The 21,538-nt window shown below is 43.2% G+C and carries 14 protein-coding genes and 1 tRNA gene; 5 read left to right on the plus strand and 10 right to left on the minus strand.

All coding sequences use genetic code 11. The features are described 5' to 3' along the window. Positions 1-28 precede the first annotated feature (28 nt). From HMPREF0666_RS10130 to dnaE, 4 genes are all read right to left on the minus strand, one after another. Positions 29-1,003 (minus strand): site-specific DNA-methyltransferase, encoded by a 975-nt coding sequence (locus HMPREF0666_RS10130; protein WP_009012281.1) that lies wholly within the window; start codon positions 1,001-1,003, stop codon positions 29-31. Positions 1,004-1,510: 507 nt separating this feature from the next. Beyond that, the gene (locus HMPREF0666_RS10135) at positions 1,511-2,494 is read right to left on the minus strand and encodes an outer membrane beta-barrel protein (RefSeq protein WP_050803242.1); all 984 of its coding nucleotides are present in this window, start codon (positions 2,492-2,494) and stop codon (positions 1,511-1,513) included. 398 nt (positions 2,495-2,892) lie between these two features. After that, the gene (gene trxA / locus HMPREF0666_RS10140; RefSeq protein WP_009012283.1) at positions 2,893-3,207 is read right to left on the minus strand and encodes a thioredoxin; all 315 of its coding nucleotides are present in this window, start codon (positions 3,205-3,207) and stop codon (positions 2,893-2,895) included. Between the two features lie 77 nt (positions 3,208-3,284). After that, on the minus strand, positions 3,285-7,004 hold the full coding sequence (dnaE, locus tag HMPREF0666_RS10145; protein ID WP_009012284.1) for a DNA polymerase III subunit alpha: 3,720 nt from the start codon (positions 7,002-7,004) through the stop codon (positions 3,285-3,287). Positions 7,005-7,135: 131 nt separating this feature from the next. Between dnaE and HMPREF0666_RS10150 the strand changes: the two genes are divergently transcribed. The 3 genes from HMPREF0666_RS10150 to HMPREF0666_RS10160 are packed head-to-tail and all read left to right on the plus strand — an operon-like array spanning position 7,136 to position 8,838. Beyond that, on the plus strand, positions 7,136-7,840 hold the full coding sequence (locus HMPREF0666_RS10150; RefSeq protein ID WP_009012285.1) for a phosphatidylserine decarboxylase family protein: 705 nt from the start codon (positions 7,136-7,138) through the stop codon (positions 7,838-7,840). Positions 7,841-7,842: 2 nt separating this feature from the next. Then, entirely contained in the window at positions 7,843-8,547 is a 705-nt protein-coding gene (pssA, locus tag HMPREF0666_RS10155; protein WP_009012286.1) for a CDP-diacylglycerol--serine O-phosphatidyltransferase, read from the plus strand. 18 nt (positions 8,548-8,565) lie between these two features. After that, the gene (locus tag HMPREF0666_RS10160) at positions 8,566-8,838 is read left to right on the plus strand and encodes a hypothetical protein (RefSeq protein WP_009012287.1); all 273 of its coding nucleotides are present in this window, start codon (positions 8,566-8,568) and stop codon (positions 8,836-8,838) included. An 858-nt stretch (positions 8,839-9,696) separates the two neighbouring features. Here HMPREF0666_RS10160 and tsaE read toward each other — a convergent pair. The 5 genes from tsaE to aroA all read right to left on the minus strand — a co-directional run bounded on the left by tsaE (position 9,697) and on the right by aroA (position 17,289). Next, on the minus strand, positions 9,697-10,107 hold the full coding sequence (tsaE, locus tag HMPREF0666_RS10165; RefSeq protein ID WP_009012288.1) for a tRNA (adenosine(37)-N6)-threonylcarbamoyltransferase complex ATPase subunit type 1 TsaE: 411 nt from the start codon (positions 10,105-10,107) through the stop codon (positions 9,697-9,699). Positions 10,108-10,340: 233 nt separating this feature from the next. After that, complete coding sequence (locus HMPREF0666_RS10170) at positions 10,341-11,957, minus strand: bifunctional response regulator/alkaline phosphatase family protein (RefSeq protein WP_009012289.1); 1,617 nt, start codon at positions 11,955-11,957, stop codon at positions 10,341-10,343. 18 nt (positions 11,958-11,975) lie between these two features. Continuing rightward, positions 11,976-15,518: a tetratricopeptide repeat protein gene (locus tag HMPREF0666_RS10175; protein WP_042856284.1), complete on the minus strand. Its 3,543-nt coding sequence runs from the start codon at positions 15,516-15,518 to the stop codon at positions 11,976-11,978. 64 nt (positions 15,519-15,582) lie between these two features. Then, positions 15,583-15,981: a hypothetical protein gene (locus HMPREF0666_RS10180; RefSeq protein WP_009012291.1), complete on the minus strand. Its 399-nt coding sequence runs from the start codon at positions 15,979-15,981 to the stop codon at positions 15,583-15,585. A 54-nt stretch (positions 15,982-16,035) separates the two neighbouring features. After that, entirely contained in the window at positions 16,036-17,289 is a 1,254-nt protein-coding gene (aroA, locus tag HMPREF0666_RS10185) for a 3-phosphoshikimate 1-carboxyvinyltransferase (protein WP_009012292.1), read from the minus strand. A 123-nt stretch (positions 17,290-17,412) separates the two neighbouring features. Here aroA and HMPREF0666_RS10190 point away from each other — a divergent pair. Next, positions 17,413-17,490 (plus strand) — tRNA-Pro (locus HMPREF0666_RS10190). Positions 17,491-17,986: 496 nt separating this feature from the next. Here the strand turns inward: HMPREF0666_RS10190 and HMPREF0666_RS10195 are convergent. Next, positions 17,987-19,072 carry a hypothetical protein gene (locus HMPREF0666_RS10195; RefSeq protein WP_009012294.1) on the minus strand — a complete coding sequence of 362 codons (1,086 nt, stop codon included), beginning with the start codon at positions 19,070-19,072 and terminating at the stop codon, positions 17,987-17,989. 283 nt (positions 19,073-19,355) lie between these two features. On the opposite strand from HMPREF0666_RS10195, the gene HMPREF0666_RS10200 reads away from it, so the two are divergent. Continuing rightward, complete coding sequence (locus HMPREF0666_RS10200; protein ID WP_009012295.1) at positions 19,356-21,521, plus strand: family 20 glycosylhydrolase; 2,166 nt, start codon at positions 19,356-19,358, stop codon at positions 21,519-21,521. The last annotated feature ends 17 nt before the right edge of the window (positions 21,522-21,538 follow it).

The raw sequence follows: 21,538 nt of genomic DNA on the forward strand, positions 1-21,538 counted from the left end.
GCGAGATTAGACAAATAATGATGTGTTTCTATTGTTCTGCAGATGCCTTTTGCGATTTCTTTTGTAGGCTTAATGTGTTACGTTCCCAAAAGACACCGTCAGAGTAACCTTGAATGTCTTTGTTCTCTTCAGCCATACGTAGTCGCTTAGATGACAATAAGGCATACTCCTCATTGATTTCTATACCACAATAGTGTCTACCTAATTTCTTAGCAACAACGCATGTTGTTCCACTTCCAAGGAAAGGGTCAAACACGATACCCTGCCTTGGGCATGAAGCTAAAATGAGTTTAGCTATCAGCTTCTCTGGCTTTTGAGTTGGGTGGTCTGTATTCTCTGGCATTGACCAATAAGGGATACTGATGTCATCCCAGAAGTTAGATGGGTAGGTAAGGCGAAAGTTTCCGTCTTCAGTCTCTATCCAGTCTTTGGGTTTCCCGTCTACTTTATAAGGGGCTAAAACTCTTCTTTTCTGCATTACGGATGCTACGTCAAAGTAATAGTCTTTATCATTGAGGACACCAAACCAGATGTCTTCCATAGCATTCTTCCAGTTTGTTTTCGCTCCACGACCCTTTTCACGTTGCCATGTAATACGGTTCTTGATGGTTACATACTCACTCATGACTTGATAGATAGCACTTGTACTTTTCCAATCGCAACAGACATATATACTCCCGTTAGGTTTTAATAGCTCTAACACCTTGGGAAGCCAACATCTTACATATTCAATATAGGTCTTGTCGTCCATAGCCTTGAACTTAAATCCTGCAAAGTCTTTCGATAGATTATAAGGAGGATCTATGATAAGCAGGTCTACAAAATGTTTGGGTAGGTAATCTATAGCCTCAAATAAATCTTGATTATAAATTTTATTGAGTACTTCATTGACCGATGACGACGTGTTAAGTTGATATAAATCCTTCTTCAAGTCTGTTCGTTCGCTATCAGACAAGACAATAGTACGGTTTCGTGTTGCACGATTTTTCTCCATATTGGGCATCTTAAATATTGTTTTGTTATCGTTTCTGTGGCCCTTCGTCCATGAGTATCTACTATGGCGAAGGACTCCTTGATACAAAGGTACAACTTTAAGTGAGTTATTCCGACTATCTATTTTGTTTTTTGATAGAATAAATGAATAATTCTAATTTATTACCATCCAATAGTTTTATAAGAACGAAAACGTCGTTTTCTACGATCTAACCCAATGCTTTCTCTTTACGAACGAGCACTTTCGGCAGATAGTAAACTACGACAGAGGATATAGTGCCTCAGGTTGTTTCTCTCCTTCCTAATCCTTCTTACCGAATTATCTTCATGAAAATAAATATTTCTTGTCGTGAAGAAAAATATTTTTTGTCATGAAAATAATTCTTTCTACTCATGAGAATAATTTGGTTTCGACACAAAATAAGCCCCTCGTAGGTAGTTTTCTCCTTGCGAGGGGCTTGTCGTTTATAGTTGATTGGTAGCTTGATGGCTTGATAGGTTACGCCTTTAATGAAGGCTATAATCTGTTCTTTTCAGCCTGTCCAGCACCTGTACCCTTGTATTTGCTTCGTGAAGTATTGAACTTATAAGTAACAGTTAGAACAAACTGACGGCTGTCGTATGTACCAATATATTGAGTCTCCATAGACTCTGTGTAGCTAATTCCTCCTTCTTTTTGGGTATGGAACAAGTCTGTTCCACCAATACGAAGTGCGAGTCTGTCCTTTAGGAAAGACTTGGTAAGGTTGATGTCAAGCGAACCTCTATTGCTTGCTAATGAGCTAATTTCGCTATTGCCTTTTGTAACGAGGTAGGACTCCATTGATAGTAACCAGCCTTTGCCAAAATCGAATGTGTTATTAAAACTGAATTGCCAGATTGGTTTGTCCAACTTATAGGTCTTTGTACTTGTATGTAATGTGAGCCATTGCTTCTTCATTAATGCTGTGAACTCAGGCGTCCAGATACCGATTGTTGGCGAAAAAGCTAATTGAGTAGATATTGTCTTGATGCTTGGAAGATTCGTGTAGGTAAGACGTGAGATAGCTGAATTCTTTGTTAGTCCCGGAACATGTGCAAGGACATCCTCACAAGTGCCGAGTTTGCTTAGTATGGTATTCTCGATGTTCGTTTGTATACCCTCTGTTGTCATCTTGTGTAGGGGAGCATTGCCTTTGACGACCACCTCTTTCATCATTTTTGCATCTTCTTTCAGAACGATAGTCAGGTTATCTTGGTTGGAAAGAACCGTAGTAAAGGGTTCATAACCTACAAAGGAGGCTTTAAGGATATTACCTACTGTAACCTCCTTGAAGTTGAAACTGCCATCATTAGCGGTTGTTGTACCAGCAATGAAGGTAGAATCCTTGGCTGAAAGAATAATGATATTTGCGTAGGGGATAGGCTTCTTGTTTTCATCAAGCACCTTTCCAGATACGGATTGTGCGCTGGCTCGAAGTCCAGTGCAGAACAGAAGGAGGATAAGTAATAGTTTTTTCATAACTAATGAAGCTAAGTGAAACGAAAGGTTCAAACTCAGTTGCACTTTTAAAAAGCGACAAATCTCAGTTACAAAGGTATGAAAAGATATGGAAACCAATAAAAATAAAAGGAAAAACTTTCAGTTTTGTACGTTTTTCTTAGGCGTAAGGCGGTTTATAAATGAAACTTTATACGAAATATGAGTATAATGATGCGTGTCAGTGATGTGTGATTTCATGCTATAGGATTACCCTTTGCTTTTTGAGAGCCTTGGTATTATATGGTTGTTCAGAACCTTTTACTATATAATGTATAGCAATAGAAGAGGACTTGGGAAATGCTGTTGCATGAAAAAAGCCATATCAGACATCCTGTAGGAGGATAGTCTGATATGGCTTTATACTTATCGGGCTTAGCTTAGAGCAATGCCTTGAACTTCTCGTTCAAAACATCTTTTGAGGCAGCACCAACAAACTTGTCTACCAACTTACCACCCTTAAAGAAGAGGATGGTAGGGATGTTACGTACGCCAAAGTCGATGGCTACGTCGTCATTCTCCTCTACATCGCACTTGCCAACGACGATTTTACCGTCGTACTCCTCGGCGAGTTCTGAGATGATTGGACCAATCATCTTACAAGGACCACACCATGTTGCCCACAAATCAACTACCAATGGTAACTCACCATTCTTATAAGTCTCTAAATTCTCGTTAGTAATTACTACTTCCATTGTTATTCTTTTTATATGTTTATAAATATTGTCTTTTCTGTTTATAACCTCTTATCAAAGATTGTGCCACTTTCGGTTTAGTTGATATGGAACTCCATCTTCTCATTAGATGAGATAAAGTCTATCAGCTTACGGTCGACGTTAACACCGCCTTTCTTGCTCTTTAGCATAAGTACTGTGCTGTCAGGCGTTCGCAACTGTATGTAGAGTTGTGTGTTACCTGTATGTTGCTCGATGACTGTTGATAGTTCTTTAACAAAGGCTTCGTCTAATGCTGTCGCATCCATAGAGATGGTGAGACGTTCTAAACGGTTCTCTTTCACGTCATAGAGTTGCTCAATCTTCTGCACCTTCAGCTCTAACAGTTCTGGATTGTTGCGATAACGAGGTTGGCACTTGGCTGTGATATAAACGGTATAGTTCATCTTCAAGAGGTTGTTCCATCGTGCCCAGTCGTCACCAAACAGTGCTAACTCACCCGTTCCACCAAAGTCTTCTATCGTGACAAAGCCAAATGGCTTTCCTGTCTTTTGTGAGAAGCGTTCGTTAACGGATGTGACAATACCGCCGAATGTCACTTCGTCAGCTTTTGCCAATTGTGTCATGTCAGCATTGCGACCTATCTTAGAACAGTGAGTGTTACACATATTGTTCAGTACAACACTGTATTCATCGAGGGGATGGGCCGATAGATAGATACCAACCAACTCTCGTTCCTTATTCAATTTCTCAATGACTGGCCACTTCTCAGCCTTTGGTGCGACAGGATGTACTACATCAATAGCATCCATACCAGCAAAGAGAGAGTTCTGTTGTTGGGCCTTTTCTGCTTGGAAAAGCTGCCCATAACGGACGATGGTGTCTAAGAAGGAATCACCTTTCCCAGTAATAGCAAAGTATTGTTCTCGCTGCAATCCGAAGCTATCGAAGCCCCCACTATAGGCTAAACTCTCAAATGCTTTGCGGTTGACATTACTGAAGTCGACACGTTCTGCAAAGTCGTATATATCCTTGTAAGGGCCGTTCTTCTCACGTTCACGTACTATACTCTCTGCAGCACTTGCACCCATTCCCTTGATAGCAGATAGTCCGAAGCGAATCTCTCCATGCTTGTTTACACCAAAGCCAATCCGACTCTCGTTGACATCAGGACCAAGGGTTGCAATCTTCAATGCCTTACACTCCTCCATTAACTTGGTGATTTCGGTAATCTGACTGAAGCGACGTGTCATCAACGCAGCCATATATTCGGCTGGATAATGCGCCTTCATATAGGCTGTCTGATAAGCTACCCATGAGTAACAAGTGGCATGTGACTTATTGAAAGCATAGCTGGCAAACTTTTCCCAGTCGCTCCATATCTTCTCAAGTATCTGTGGGTCGTGGCCATTCTCCTGTCCTTGCTTGATGAATTTAGGCTTCATCTTGTCGACGATAGCCTTCATCTTCTTACCCATCGCCTTACGAAGAGCATCACTCTCACCACGTGTAAAGTTGGCTAACTGGCGACTCAAGAGCATTACTTGCTCTTGATAGACAGTGATACCGTAGGTGTCTTTGAGGTACTTCTCCATACATGGGATATCATACTTCACCAGTGATGGGTCGTGCTTACGCTTGATAAAGTCTGGGATATAGTCCATTGGCCCCGGACGATAGAGCGCATTCATGGCGATGAGGTCCTCGAATACGGTTGGATGAAGCTCACGGAGGTACTTCTGCATACCTGCCGACTCAAACTGGAAAGTACCAACGGTCTGTCCACGTTGGTAGAGTTGGTAGGTTAATTCATCGTCAATAGGAATCTTCTCAAGGTCTATCACGTCGCCAGTTGTCTGCTTAACAACCTTGCAAGCCTCCTTTAACTCGGAGAGAGTCTTCAGTCCGAGGAAGTCCATCTTGATAAGTCCTGTAGACTCAATTACGTGACCGTCATATTGTGTTACAGGTACTTTCTTCTCTGGAAAGTCTGGGTCTGTTGCCGTAGAGATTGGTACCCACTCATCAATAGGATTACGACATATAATGAAACCACAGGCATGGATACCTGTTCCACGCACTGTTCCTTCCAACATCTTGGCATATTTAATGGTGTTGCGCTCCCTTATGTCTTCGCTAACCTCAGCATCTTGCAACTCTGGGGTACACTTGATAGCATTCGTTAAGTTCATCTTCATACCATCAGGTAAGCGCTCTGGAATAGCCTTACAAAGAGCGTTAGACATATCTAACGGTAGTTTCTCTACACGTGCCACATCCTTGATAGAGTTCTTTGTAGCCATGGTAGAGTAGGTAATGATATGTGCACAGTTCTCGTGTCCATACTTGTCCATTACCCACTGCAGCACACGTCCGCGCCCATCATCATCAAAGTCAGTATCAATATCAGGTAGGTTGACACGGTCAGGATTGAGGAAACGCTCAAACAGAAGGTCGTATTTCAACGGGTCAATCTGTGTTATTCCCAAGCAATAAGCCACTACGGAGCCTGCAGCAGAGCCACGACCAGGACCCACCATCACGTCTAACTCTTGTCGTGCAGCATTGATGAAGTCTTGCACAATAAGGAAATAACCAGGGAAACCCATGGTTTTCATCACGTGTAACTCAAATCGGATATGGTTCTTAACCTCATCTGATAGAGGATCGCCATATAGCTTCTTTGCACCATCATAGGCTAACTTAGCTAAATAGTCGGCCTCGAACTTAATGCGATATATCTTCTCATAGCCGCCTAAACGGTCGATAACCTTCTGTCCTTCTTCCTTTGTTAGTGGGTTCTCACCGTTCTCGTCGGTGGTAAACTCCTTGTATAAGTCTTCTTCAGTGAACTTCTTTCTCCACTCTTCTTCGGTTCCAAAGTCCTCTGGGATAGGGAAGAACGGCATGATAGGACCGTGATTAATACTATACGTCTCTACCTTGTCAAGAATCTCCAACGTATTCGCCATTGCTTCAGGGACATCAGAGAAGACCTCATTCATCTCCGCCTTCGTCTTAAACCACTCTTGTTTAGAGTAGCGCATACGCTTTGGATCGTCTAAATCCTCATTCGTTGAAAGGCAGAGTAGATGGTCATGAGCCTCGGCAGTCTCTTTGTCTTCAAAGTGACAGTCGTTGGTACATATTAACTTTATACCATATTCTTGTGCAAACTTCATGAGCACCTTGTTGGCTTTCTGCTGTAGAGGATAAGCCTCACGGTTAGCCATCAAGGTTGGATCTTTTACTTCATGACGCTGTAGCTCAAGGTAGTAATCATCTCCAAACACACGATGATACCACTCACAAGCCTCTCTTGCACCCTCGATATCATCATGAATAATCTTGTTAGGTACCTCACCTGCAATACAAGCTGTACATACAATCAACCCTTCATGATACTTCTCAAGCTGCTCACGGTCCGTACGAGGGCGATAGTAATAACCATCCACCCACGCATTGGATACCAGTTTGATAAGGTTCTTATAACCTGTATAATTCTTCGCTAATACGATAAGGTGGTAGCCAGAATTATCATGCATGCTCTTATCCTTATCGTGCATAGTACGACGGGCTACGTACATCTCACATCCAAAAATCGGTTTGAAAGGCTCTTCCCCCTTCTCTTTCCTACCTTTATTGACCTTAGCACAATAGTCAGCAAACTCTTTTATGCCAAACATCACACCGTGATCAGTAATCGCCATACCCCTCATTCCGTCAGCAATAGCCTTATCAACAAGACGTGTGACCTTCGACTGACCATCAAGAATAGAATAGTTGGTGTGGACGTGTAAATGTACGAAATCTTCCATTGAACTTATGCGTTTTTGAGCTGTAAAGTTACTATGAAAAGGCGACATAACAAAAGATTGAGAGTGAAAATTTGTGGAAATGACAAAAAAGAAGTACCTTTGCAACAAAACAAATACGTCGTTTATCGACCATGGGAAAAATAAAAAAGAAACTCAAAAAGATTAGAATCCATCACGAAGGGACTAATACGCTACTCTACGGAGGCATCGCTCTTGTCCTGATCGCCTTGATTCTCTGGTTTGCAGTTCCAACTAAGATACCATTTTGGATATTTGCAGTAGTCTTCGGTACCGTCTATGGTATAGTACTAAACTTCTATCGGTGTCCTATCCGATACTTTGGTAGTGAGGAGACAGATGGTATTGTCGTGGCTCCAGCCGATGGACATATCGTTGTCATTGAAGAAGTAGACGAGAATGAATACTTCCATGATCGCCGATTGATGATATCCATCTTCATGAGTCTGTGGAATGTGCATGCCAATTGGTTCCCTGTTGACGGAGTGGTAAAGTCCGTACAGCACTTTGATGGTAATTATCACAAAGCTTGGCTACCTAAGGCAAGTGAGGAGAACGAGCACGCTGACACTATTATCACAACTCCTGATGGCACAGATGTACTCTGTCGTCAGATTGCAGGAGCGATGGCACGTCGTATCGTGACCTACGCTAAGCCTGGTGAGGATTGTTATATTGATGAGCATCTCGGCTTTATTAAGTTGGGTAGTCGTGTTGATATCTTCCTGCCTGTAGGCTCTGAGGTATGTGTAAAGATGGGTCAGGCGACAACAGGCGACCAAACGGTTATTGCTAAGTTGAAGCCTAATAATAAGTAAAGATGAAGAAACATATTCCTAACAGCATCACCTGTTGCAATCTTATTTCAGGTTGTATTGCTACTGGCCTTGCCTTTGGTAACAGCATAGAGATGGCTTTGCTGTTTATTATCATAGGAGCAGTGTTTGATTTCTTTGATGGTATGGTGGCTCGTTTACTTAATGTTAGTTCGCCAATCGGCAAGGAGTTAGACTCTTTAGCAGATGTTATCACCTTTGGTTTGGCACCATCTACTATCATCTTCTCGATGTTGCATGTGATGTCCTATCCTGTTTTCCTTGAGCCACTGCGTGACTATCTGCCTTACGGAGCCTTTATCATGGCTGCTTTCTCGGCATTGCGTCTTGCAAAGTTCAATCTTGACGAGCGTCAAGCCTTAGGTTTTATCGGATTGCCAACACCTGCCAACGCACTCTTCTGGGGGTCACTCATTGTTGGAGTAGGGGATAGGTTAGAAAACCATTCATGGGTATTATACTTTATCATAGCGGGTATTTTTATCAGTTCATGGCTGCTTGTATCAGAGATACCAATGTTTGCTTTGAAGTTCAAGCACTGGGGCTTTAAGGGTAATGAGGTGAAGTATATCTTTTTGATAACCTGTTGTCCATTGGTGGCCATCTTCGGTATCTCGGCATTCGCTATCATCGTCGCATGGTATGTGATATTATCAGCTATCGTACAACAGTCTTCTACACAAAAGTAGGGGCATAACTTCAAAGATATGACATTTTTTGCTTTCCTTTTCAAGTTTGCTTTTTTCCTCTTTATAGCCTTCTTGGTCTTCATCTTATGGTTGGCTTACAGGTTCTATAAGCAGGTGACTCGTGTGCGTCGGCAGTTCAATCCTTACGACTACCAACAGCAGGAAGCAAACTCAACAGAGAATACTATCATCGATAATCGGCCTATAGAGGAACGCCATAAACAAGTGATACCAGACAGCGAGGGCGAGTATGTTGACTTTACGGAGGACGATGACACTAAATCAGAATAAGAGATAACACCCTATTATATACAAAACAATAAAGGACAAATCGCTTTGATTTGTCCTTTTTTGTTATCTTCTCTCTCTTAATTGCAGCTTGATAGGACATGAAATGAGGCATATCTCTTCATGTCGAGATTGCCTGTAATGTGGTAAAAAATCCTTATACAGCATCAATCCAAACATTCTCAAGATGGGAGAAGAATGTTTCCTAAAACTTAGTTTATAACATACAGCTGGTCAGTAGGTTACAAGCTATACCGAAGAAGACGCCTTTCTTGCTCCAAGAGAGGCGTCTTCTTGCATCAAGAAGGGCATGTTCTCGAACGTTGAAGGGCGTCTTCTTCTATCAAGCTCAGCCTCTTTCCGAATAGAGGGGAGTGTGATCTCTGAAATATCTTGACAATATATGCCTGCAAGTTTAGCGTTTTCTCACTCTTTGTCAGTCTCCTTGTAGTAGTGTCTCAGTGCTATTTTCTCATGGAACCAGACAATCTCTTGTCTACAAGGAGAGCTCCGAGAGGCTTGTTCTGGTACACGACTTCACAGGGCATAGCGACCAACTATAGTAGACGAACGCTGTGGTATCTGTCGGATGAAACGCCTTCTCAGGCTCTACATGTGTACAAATAGACCTCTTTCTATCTGTGTTGTTGGTGGGCAAGAAAGCTCCTTTCGACTTCTGCGAGCATTTCCAAGGGGATTATCTCTGTGATTTCTATGAGCTGTCTTGTGGAGCATAGCATCACCGTTCGACGTCAATACGTCAAGATATCTTCCTTTTCTCCGCATTTGAAGCTATCAATCACGAAGAAAGGAAAGACATCTCATGCCCTTGTAAGGTTCTTTCTCACCTGCTATCTTTCGTTAGCAAGACAGCTTACGAGTCCCATCAGGCTGCTCTTCAATCGTAACCTTGATGACATTCTCTGGTAGGATGTCCTCAATAAGCTCTGGCCATTCAAGCAGACAGAGGTTACCACTATAGAAGTAGTCCTCATATCCCATGTCATACACCTCTTCTAACTTCTTGATGCGATAGAAATCAAAGTGGTAGATTGGGTCGCCCTTACCATCAGTATATTCATTGATGATAGCGAAAGTAGGGGAGGTAATGACATCTTCTACGCCCAAGACCTCACAAAGAGCCTTGATGAAAGTTGTTTTACCAGCTCCCATCTTTCCGTAGAAAGCAAATACTTTACCTTCGCCCATCTCCTTGACAAATTCTTTTGCAGCCTCATGGATGGTGTCGAGACTTTTGATTGTAATTTCCATATTGCTTTGTTTTTACTTTGTTTATGTGATAGTTGGTTGTGAGTCGTTCGTTCTTTTGGATTGAGCTATAGGTTTCAGTGATCCTTATAGACTGCGATGTGCGAACAATTACGATACAACCGATGTTTATGCTATTCAGTATGCTTGTCTTTAATAAGACATATCCTCTGTCCCAGTCTTAAGTGTATTTTAGGGGACTCGCCCCTCCTTCGGAGGGCTGGGGGAGGTCCCTCTTACCGCTTCCTCGGACTTAATGTTACCAGTGGGACAATCATCTCTTCCATAGAGATGCCTCCATGCTGGAATGTATCCTTATAGTAAGAGACGTAGTAGTTATAGTTGTTCGGATAAGCAAAGAACGAGTCGCCAGTAGCAAAGACGTAGCTTGTGCTGAGATTTGGCGCAGGGAGCTGTGCAAGATGAGGATTCTTGATAGCGAATACTTGCCGTGCATCGTAGTTGAGGCTCTTCCCCAACTTATAACGCAGATTGGTATTCGTATTACGATCACCGATAATCTTTACTGGATTGGTGGTGCGGATAGACCCGTGATCGGTCGTGATAATGACCTTATAGTCCGACTGTGCCAACTCTTTGAATACGTCTGCTAACACGCTGTGTTGGAACCAGCTAAGCGTAATAGAGCGATATGCGCTCTCGTTACTTGCCAATTCACGTATCATTCTCATCTCTGTACGAGCGTGAGAAAGCATGTCGACGAAGTTTACTACAAGTACATTGAGATCGTTCTGTGCAAGGTTATTATACTGCTGCATGAACTTGTCGGCACCAGTAGAGTCGTTAATCTTATGATAAGAGAACTTGTCGTGACGGCGATAACGGTCTATCTGTGTTTGTATAAGCGGTTCCTCGTTAAGGTTCTTACCCTCTTCCTCGTCCTCATCTACCCATAGATCAGGGAACATCGTAGCTATCTGCTTCGGCATAAGACCGCTAAAGATGGCGTTGCGGGCATACTGTGTGGCCGTTGGGAGAATACTCATGTAGAGGTCTTCATCGATATCAAACATGTCACCAATCTCCTTTGAGAGAATACGCCACTGGTCGAGTCGGAAGTTGTCGATGACGATGAGGAATACTTTCTCACCTTTGTCTATGAGTGGGAAAACTTTACTTTTGAAGATGTCAGTACTGAGCAGCGGACGACTATCGTTGTTGTTGGATGGTTTCTTCTTATGTCCTGTCAGCTTAGAGAAGCTGTTACTTAGTTTATTGTCCTGTGGGGCAACCCAGTCAAGATAGTTTTTAGCGATGTACTTAGCAAAGCCGTTGTTGGCTTCCTCCTTCTGCATCTTCAGCATCTCAGTCATGTTACTATCCGCACTGCTCAACTCCAGTTCCCAATGAACAAGTTTTCTATACACGTCCTTCCAGTCGTCGAATGTGCGACAGTCGGCTATCTGCATAGCTATCTGCTGATAGTTCTGCTGGTAACCACTTTGAGTCACCTCTGTGACAATCTCCTTCTGATGAACATTCTTTTTCAGTGTAAGGAGTATCTGATTAGGGTTAACAGGCTTGATAAGGTAATCTGCTATCTTAGCACCTATCGCTTGGTTCATAATATCCTCCTCCTCACTCTTCGTAACCATGACGATAGGGGTGGCAGGTTGAATTTCCTTAATTCGTTGTAAAGTCTCCAAACCAGACAAACCCGGCATCTGCTCGTCCAAAAGAACGAGGTCGAAGGTCTGTGTTTGGCATTGGTCGATGGCGTCAGCACCATTGCTAACCGTCACCACTTCGTATCCTTTCTTCTCAAGGAAGATGATGTGCGCCTTCAGCAACTCTATTTCATCATCTACCCAAAGTAACAATCCATTGCTCATAGCTGTTATCTCCTTTCCTTAGAAGCCCTCCAAATCGTAGTATTCATCTTCGATATCGTTCTGGACGGGCTGGTTCTTTTTATTATTCTTATTATTTGTCTTGTTTTGTTGAGGTACGTCATCGCCGAAGTAGATAATCGGACCGTCATCTGAAATCTTCTTCTTCTGCACAGGAGTGGTCTGCGGCTTCTGCGTAGAAGGCTGTTGCGTCTTCGTTACGGTAGGCTTAGTCTGCTTGTCCTTAGCCACTGGTTTTGTTGTCTTTGCAGGTGCTACTGGAGTCGTTGGCTTGGTAGGCATGACAGGAGTAGACTGCTTGCTCGGAGTGACGGGAGCTGTCTCTTTTGTCGGGATGACAGGCTTCACAGGAGTCGTTGAACTCGTAGTCTTGGCTGGTGTCTTAGGAGTAACGTCCTTTACAGGTTCCTCGTCAGGGATAAAGTAAGTACTGTTGTCGTCTAAGACAGGCTTCTTCTCCTCTGGTAGAGGCTTCTTCTCCTCAACAACGGGCTTCTGTTTCGTTGTTTCCCTCTTCTCTTCTACAGCCGACTTCTTCTCCTCTACGGGAACTTCAAAGGTGTTGTTATTCTGTTCATTCACCTTCTGTTCCGTCTTCGTAGGCTTTGCCTCCTCCATTGGGATAGTCATCGTGTTGTCAACAGGTACGTCCTGTGTGTCTGGATAGAGGTCAGGGTCATTTGCATGCTTCTGTTCAATCTCCTGTTGTAGGTCGCGTTCACGTGGTGTTGTAACCTCAGCTGGCTCACTGAGTAAGTATCTTTGCGTCACGACTAATGGTGCAAAATGCTTTGCATAGAACGTCTCATAGTCCTTATAACTATAAGTAGTACCTATTAGTTTAAGGTTTTTATCACTGATGATAATCCCCTTAGTCGACTTACCCATCTGTTGTACAACGAGCTTGGAAGCAAACAATTGACGTGCATACTGATAAGCCTCATCGAAGCTGCGGAAGCCCGATACCTGCATCTGATGTAGTCCATTGAGGTCTTCTACCTCTATCTCAAAGTTACGAACAAGGAAGTTTGTGAAGTTGAAACGTGCCAATTCAAATAGCAACTTGTTCTCTTTCAGTGAGTCAGGGTGGTACACTAACAGGAACTTAAAGTCTATGTCACGTTCAGAAGAGAACTTAGCTTGTTGTATGCTATCGTTATCGTTCATTACGTTTGCACGATAGTTCCAGATGTCGTCAAGGTCGAACTTGCCTCCACGTAGCTTCTTCCCAGCTTGTACACCATTGACTATCATACCCGCCATCTCGCTGATACGACTGCTTGGATACTTCTTCACAACCTCCTTCATGTCGTTGACACAGCCCGTAGGGTCGCCATTGTTTAGCTTACCTAAGCCTCCAATGAAGAGGAACTTATCCCTGTTGGCACCCATAGGGAAGCGTGATTCAGAGATGCGAGTATTACCTGCTACCTCACTATATCGGCCTTGTTTGAAGGCGTCATAGGTAGCCGCATAGAGGGAGTCTTCTATCTGTACACCGAAACGAAGGTTTTGTTTATAGTAAGGATCAGTAAGGAGCGTGGTCCACTTACTCTTTGGGAACTTCTGACTTAGACGTGTAACATAGTTCTCAGCAAGCTGTGGTTCGTTCTTGCGCATGTAGAGTAAGTATAGATGATAGTACACATCATCCATTTGATCATAGTCGGGATAGTTGTCACTCACACGCCTTAAGGCCTTTTCGGCTAATCGAAGGTTGTCGAGTCTGTCCTTAAAGATAACACCAGAATGATGTAGTCCGTCTTCTAATATCTTGTTACTTGCTTCCAACTGTTCCGTAGTGAAAGGTATCTGTGATAGATAGTATTCACGTTTATGGGGGTCGTTTTTGAGCGAGTCGGTCGTTTGATTGATAGAGTCCTGGCGTGCCTCAGCGCGCATGATAGAGTCTCTTTGTTGATCTGTGAGGTCAGTAGGCATGTTAGTACTACCTATTCTCCCCACAACGCTTTGGTTACTACGTTGCCAGTTATCAATGTTCTCGCGTTTACCCCATAGTTGTTGGAAGGTTATCTTACCTTGTTGAACAGCCGTAGGGTTATAGAAATACCACGTATTTCCTTGTTGTTGTCTATTGTTTACACGCTTAGGTGTTCCAAGGTTATTGTTCCCAAAGTTGCCATACACGTCTTGTTGCTGTCCATTGTCCTGTGTTGTTTGTAGTGCTCGTTCCTCTTTCTCTTTCTTCTTGAGGGCTGTGATGACACGGTCAATGGCTGCATTCCGTTCTTGTTCAGAGCATTTAGCAAGATGTTGAAGGGAGTCTTGAAGTTGTACAGCATCCGTATAAGGTGCTAACTCATCCAATATCTTTGAGCGTTCAGAGAGTTGTTCATAGTCTTTTCGGTCCTTGTCAAGCAGTCCGATAGCCTCGTCATAGCAACGTTTAGCATCTCCGAAGCGCTCTTTAGCCCAGTAGAGATCACCGAGGTGGAGTTGTAGTACGCCTTTCTCAATACCGTTTCTTGTAGCCTTCTTATTACCTTGCTCGTAAGCATTAATGGCCGCAAGGGTGTCTTGAGCAGCAAGATGTATGTTGCCCATAGCATAATACACCTGGTCAAGATACTCCTTGTTATTATCCGAAGCAGCCATCTGCTTGAGTTTACTAATCATCTTTTTCGTCTGTCCCTTAGCGGTCACCTCGGTTTGAGCAATGCGTGCATTGAACTCTAATTCGTAGGGAGGATTGGTGCGAATAACACGTTGGAAGGCTTTGTAGGCATCCTCATTTCTACCGAGTGAGGCCAACAGCTGTCCGAGTAAATACAACTCACGAGCCTTCTGCTTCTTACGCATTTCATGCTTGATAACCTTTTGGAGATAGGGAACAGCCTTTTCCAACTCACCCGAATGGAGGTAGTAATCACAATAGGTATAGTCCCACTCCTTCACAGCTCGCCAATCCAAAGAGTCGCGTTGCATATTCCGAATGATATCCTCAGCGTCATAGAGCCAGTCTTGTTCTATATAACACTTAGCTAACCAAGCCCTTGCTTTGCCATAGATTGCAGGTTGTCCTTTGTAGATACGACTCATATAAGCAAAGGTGGCAGCCGCTTCCTCAAAGGCACCTTTATGGAACTGTGAACGCCCCATGAGCATCCATGCCTTCCATAAGAAGGGATTATACTCACGACGCGATAGCCATTCTATGTCTTTCTCAGTCTTCCGTCTGCTCTTAGTCCATTCTGGTCTTTTCTTAATACTATGCTTTGCAATAGCCTTTTCAGCCTTTTCTATAGCTCTGTCAAAGTTGCTCTTTCCTAAGTCACGACGATTCTTGTTACCGACAGTATAGAGTGGGATGAGCTCTGTGAAGTTATCTTTATTCCCCTTCTCCTTCTCCAACGAACCGTCAATATAGGCTTGTGCACCGTTATAATAAACGTTATAACGGGTATTGAAGGCATGCCACCAACGCGTTTGCGCAGTGTTATTCTTTGTTGAGCAACTGATAATTGTTAGTACGCAGAATGCCAACAAAGAGGGGATGATATGTCTTATTACTCTTTTCTTCACGTTTCCTTTGATGTTCAGTACTATTGTAAGTGCCTTCAAACTACGATAGGTACAGATAACGAACTTAACCTTCTATCATTGTTATCACCTCATCCTTGATTTGATCTGGTAGATTGATTTCTCGAAGGATAAGGCTTCTATTCCAGCCTTTCACCTCATGGGGCTGCATAGTATAGAGTACGGTAGCAAACTCTTCCACCTCCGCATCAGTGTATTGGTTAGATGGTCTACCACGAAAACGGTCAAGTTCTTCATCGTCATAATACTCTATGTCTTTTGTTGCGGCCTCCATCATACATACTTGTTCACATTTGTCATCTGTCCCATCACAGGATGAACAGTCGCCAGAGGTGGGCATAATAACATCAGGTTCACCTGCTTTTCTTTTAGTGAACTTTGTCGCTATTGCTGCAATAATCGCTAATATAAATAGAGCTCCTATGCCAATAAGAAATATACTCATTCTTTACTTCCTTTGCTTTCTTTAGCTTCTTTGATACAGTCTGATAGAAGTTGCTTAATCTACTTGCTGTATCTTGAATCCTGCTTTGCGTAAATCGGCCCAGTAATGAGGGTAAGATTTAGACACAACCTCTGGGTTGTTGATGCGTATCTCGCCTAACTTGATAGCCAATGGGGCAAACGACATAGCCATGCGATGGTCTTCGTAGGTGTCAATGGTTGGCTGTGTCATGGGTTCACAGCGCTCGCCAGTCCATGATAATGCCGTCCCCTCTTCCTCATGGAGGATATATCCCAACTTTTCCATTTCTCTTTTCATGGCTTCAATACGGTCGGTCTCCTTTATCTTCAAGGTTCCTAAGCCTGTAAAATGGAATGGTATTCCTAATACAGGACATACGGCAATGAGCGTTTGAGCCAAGTCTGGTTGATTGGTAAAGTCATAGTCCATTCTATTCAACATACGTGAATGGCGGGTTAAGAGTGCTTCAGGCATTCCGTTAACGCCTTTCTCCTTAAAACTCGTCTTTATTCCGAGTAGTGAGAAGATGTATCTTACCGTTGAGTCGCCTTGTCTTGACCCATCTTTCAGCCCTTGTAAAGCTACCTTTGACTGGGTGTCATCTGTCAGTGCAAGTATCTCATACCAATAACTTGCAGCACTCCAGTCACTTTCAATCGTATAGGCTCGTTGCTGATAGGACTGTGGCTTCACTCTAATCGTATCAAAGTCAGACCATTCGGCAGCTACACCAAACTCATGCATAAGGTGCAATGTGAGGTCTATATAGGGTCGAGAGATAATGTTACCCGTTAGTTTTAGTTCCAATCCTTTCGTCAGAATAGGTGCAATCATCAGTAGAGCAGAGATATACTGTGAGCTAACATCACCCGCTATCAGCAATGTTCCCCCTTCAAGTTGCCTACCTCTAATACGGAGGGGAGGGTAGCTTTCTTCACCAACATACTCAATCTCTGCCCCTAAATAGCGCAGTGCATCCACAAGAATACCAATTGGACGGTGTTTCATACGCTCCGTTCCTGTAATCGTGTGTTCTCCTTCCGTTGCACTAAGGTAAGCTGTCATAAAGCGCATAGCCGTTCCTGCCGCCTTGATGTCTATGATTTCCGATTGTTTACCAAGTCCACGGATGATAACCTCAGTGTCATCACAATCAGATAAGTTCTCAGGCATCATTCCTCCCTTTGTGAGTGCTTGGATAATAAGGGCACGATTACTGATACTTTTTGATGCTGGAAGCATGATAGAAGTATCAATATGTTCGGGGCAACTTACGATGTATTGCATGTGTATTTAGTGCAGATTTATACTACGACAAAAGTACAAAATAAACTTGGGAATAGAGAAAAAGAAGTCCAAAAGTTTGCTAATATGGTGGAAAGTAACTAATTTTGCACTGCTTAAAAGGTACGGGATGTAGTTCAGTAGGTTTAGAATGCTGGTCTGGGGGACCAGTGGTCGCCAGTTCGAGTCTGGTCATCCCGACCATAGAACATTGTTACAAAGGGGCTGTTTATCAGTCCCTTTTTTTGTTAAAAGAGGTGTACTTATTTCTTTCTTATCCTGTTTATCTATTGTAGGTGGCGTTCTCTATTGAGGACTAAGTCGAGAGCTGGATGTTGACTAACCATAGAATGTATCTGTGGCTTGGGTAGACTCTTAACTTATCATGCTTCTCCTGAAATACAGTAGGATAACGATTATTAAAGAGAGGGTACATCCCTCTATACGTTGAGACCATCACTATAATCATTCCTTTCAGTTCTTTTTCATCGCACAAAGCCCCAGCACGCATGTTGCGGAGGCTGAACATGTACGGTGCGGGGGCTTAGCACAAATCGTAAGGATGGTTTATAACCCTTCAAAAAGTTCTGTTGCGTTCGTATAGGGACAGGTTGTCAGCGTGTTACGCTATAATGTAAAGGAGGGAAAGTAGGGGTTACCTTCCCACTGTCCTCACCTCTTACCTTAGACAGAAGGGTGTTTATTCGAATTTTATAGATTTGATAAGTTCGGTGATATAACCGACAGATACACCATTGTCGAAGGCAGATATGATACAACCCTTCTCTTTCTTCTTATCAATAAGGATGCAGTAACGCCAGAAGATAGTTTCTCCTTTTTTCTCAATCTTCCTGATACGGTATGTACAAGTATTACCATTAATCTTCTCCTCACCCTCTGCAATCAGTTGAGGAGAAACGTCATCGAAACTTTTGAGTATTCCCTTTTCCCAACTCCAATAAACTTTTTCAGTATATTCATCAGATAAATAGAATGCAGTTAGGCCCGTACCACCAACGTATTTATTGTGTAATTCGAACAAAGGCTCGATAGGTAACTTTTCTTTAGGCTGTTGTCTATTACAGGTGAAACCTTTTGGAATTGTAAAGATAAACACTCCATTGGTACGTTGGTTAGGCTGTAGCTTCCTGCTAAGCATCTCTTTTTTCTGCTTAGCTTTGGTGGTAAAGTTCATTACTAAATCTGGTGTTCCTAAGAGGAATAGCACGACTGATGTGGTGAACAGGCCTATTATGACTGCTCGGTTCATTTGTGGCACATTACGACAGGCTGAGTGAACAAGCTCTTTCACCTTGGTTGAGACAAACAAATAGCCCATCCAGATGATTCCGAGGCAGAGACCACCGAGATAAACCAGGCAGTCAGCCGTCAAGTGCCCTTCTGTAAGGGAGGTGATGAGTATCAGTATATTAGCAAAGAGCATCAGTCCTGCATAGGCTTTAGCATAGAACACGGCATTAGCCTTGCGTTTGATGAAGGCATAAATGGTGTAGACTCCTGTGTAGCAAAGCGTAAGGATGGTAAATATATTTGCGATTGCAATATTGCTCGATAGGTCTTCTCCTAATATATTATAGGCTTTCAAACCAAGAAATAAGCTATAGACAACACCAATGATAGCCGTAAGGAGATAGATGGCGAGAAACCCTTTAATCTGCGTGTTAGCCTCTAACTGTTGTTGTGTATAGGCAGGTGTTGCTTTGTTCTTGTCATTCTTATTGTCCTGTGTTTCTATCTGCTGAGGATTTTCAGACGTCTTTTCCATGTCTTTTATGTTTTTAGTTATATTTGTTTCTATACTGTTTCAAGTAATAGTAGTGGTTATATTTGACGGCTATTACAGACCGTTTCCCTACTTCTTTGAGTAAAGAGTAGGGCAAAGATAATAAATTTCTTCAATATCTCGCAATGTTTATAATAGTTTGTTGAATTATATGTTATGTTAAAGGAAAATGTTTTTATCTCAAATCTTATTTGTATCTTTGTCTCCTCTATTGGGATGATAAAACCAAAATCTATTGTATTACGTAATTAAATCAAACAAGAAAATGGCTACAATGAGCGTAATCTCATGGTCAAATCTATGGCAGACTCCTCTGCAGTTTATTAATAAAAGGAACAGACTTAATAGTCTCCTCTCTTGGAGAAGAGTTGCAAGTAAGGGTGTGTCAATACTCTTCGCTTGCCTGTTGTTAGGTCAGATGGCCAATGCACAGAACTTTAGAACCTTACGAGATGTGAAGGTAAACGAGACAGTACTTGACCTTTCGAAAACGAATTGTACGGTGATACCACGCAACGCAATGCACTCTTGTCATCGACTTATTTCTCTCATTCTCCCTACAAAACTTGATTCTATCGGTAGTCAAGCGTTCTTTGCTTGCGACGGAATAGGTGGTGAACTCTCTTTCCCCGCAACTACACGTGTCGTAGAGGCCTCGGCCTTTAATGGTTGTCGTCAATTGACTGGATTGAACTTCGGTGGCACTACGCGTATAGGGGCCTTTGCTTTCGCTAATTGTAGAGGATTGCGTGAGGTACGACTCTCAGCTGTCATTCCTCCTGTTTGTGCTGACAATGCTTTCGATGGTATTGACCTTAGTCGTGTGAAATTGATAGTACCGACGCAAGCAAAGAAGGCTTATCGTAACGCATCGGGCTGGCGTAACTTCTTCGGCCATCACGAAACGAAGAATGTATGCGACCCAGAGCATCTCCTCGTACCCCGTCCACTGAAGTTGGAGGTATATAAATCCAAGCTTGCTCTTCAATGGAAAGATGTTGCAGGGGTAGAGGCTCCACAGGAACTGAGTAATGAAAAGATGCAAGCAGAACGTATCCTTGGTGAACGAACAGTCTATAAGAAGAGTCGTAAAGCTGGTCCGATGGTGCGCCTTGCGCTTGACAAGTCGCTTACCAATGATGAGGCTTACACCTTACAGGTGACCGATAAGGGTATAACGATTAAAGGACGCACACCTGCTGCGGTATTCTATGGACTGATGACACTCGAACAACTCTGTATAGGCAATGGTGTTTCAGCCCGTTCGGTACAGCTCCCATCACTCTATATAGTCGACCAACCCCGTACGGCAATCCGTGAGTTAATGGTCGACCCAGTGCGCCATTTCATTCCATTCAATGACCTGAAGGGATTTATCGTAGAGATGGCACGCTATAAGTTCAATGCTCTCCACCTTCATCTTGTTGACGATCAAGGATGGAGAATAGAGATAAAGAAATACCCAGAGCTTATAGAGAAGGCCTCCGACCGTGTCGGTATGGATGATATGCCAGAGCGTATTCGTGGCTATTATACCCAAGACCAGATGCGAGAGCTTGTTCGTTTTGCATCGATGTATCATGTCATGGTGATACCAGAGATTGAACTTCCTGGTCACGAAGTGGCTGCTGTCCACTGTTTCCCACAACTCTCTTGTGCAAAGAAGCCTGTTCCTATCCGCTTGACTTGTGGTGTGAGCAATGAGTTGCTTTGCCCTGCAGAGCCATTTGTCTATGAGTTTCTCGATAATGTTCTGACTGAGTTAGCCGATGTCTTCCCTGCTCCATACGTCCATCTGGGGGGTGATGAGGCTGGTCAGCCGCCTTTGGGTGCATGGTTAGATTGTGCTGCTTGTAAGGCATTGAAGCAGAAAGAAGGATACACAGAGAACTGGCAGTTGCAACAATACCTATTTGATCGTGTGATAAATAAGCTGCAGTCGTTGGGTAAGACACCGATGTATTGGTATGAACAGGAGTTTAAGACGATTCAGCCGGGCTGTGTGGTCTATGCATGGCGACATGGCTTGACGAAGACAGCCATTGATACTGCAGTACGCAATAAGGCTAAGATTATGCTCTGCCCGGGCGAGCACTGTTACCTTGACTATCCACAGCAACGAGGCGATATGCCTGAGAAAAACTGGGGAATGCCGGTCACTACGCTCGAGCAGACCTATCGTCTTGACCCAGCATGGGGGCAGGATAGCGTGTTTGTACGTGACAATCTGCTCGGTGTGAGTGGTACGCTTTGGAGCGAATGTATCAACTCCACGGAGCGTATTTACTATCAAGCTTTCCCACGTGCAGCCGCTTTGGCTGAAGCAGGATGGAGTGTTCCTGAACGAAGAAGTTATAAGGAGTTCCTCACACGAGTTCGTCCGCTGGCGGATGATATGCTACGTCGTGGTATCGCAGTAAACGTAAGATAGAGTGTTGATGAGTGTTG

Source organism: Prevotella sp. C561, assembly GCF_000224595.1.
Taxonomy (GTDB): Bacteria; Bacteroidota; Bacteroidia; order Bacteroidales; family Bacteroidaceae; genus Prevotella; species Prevotella jejuni.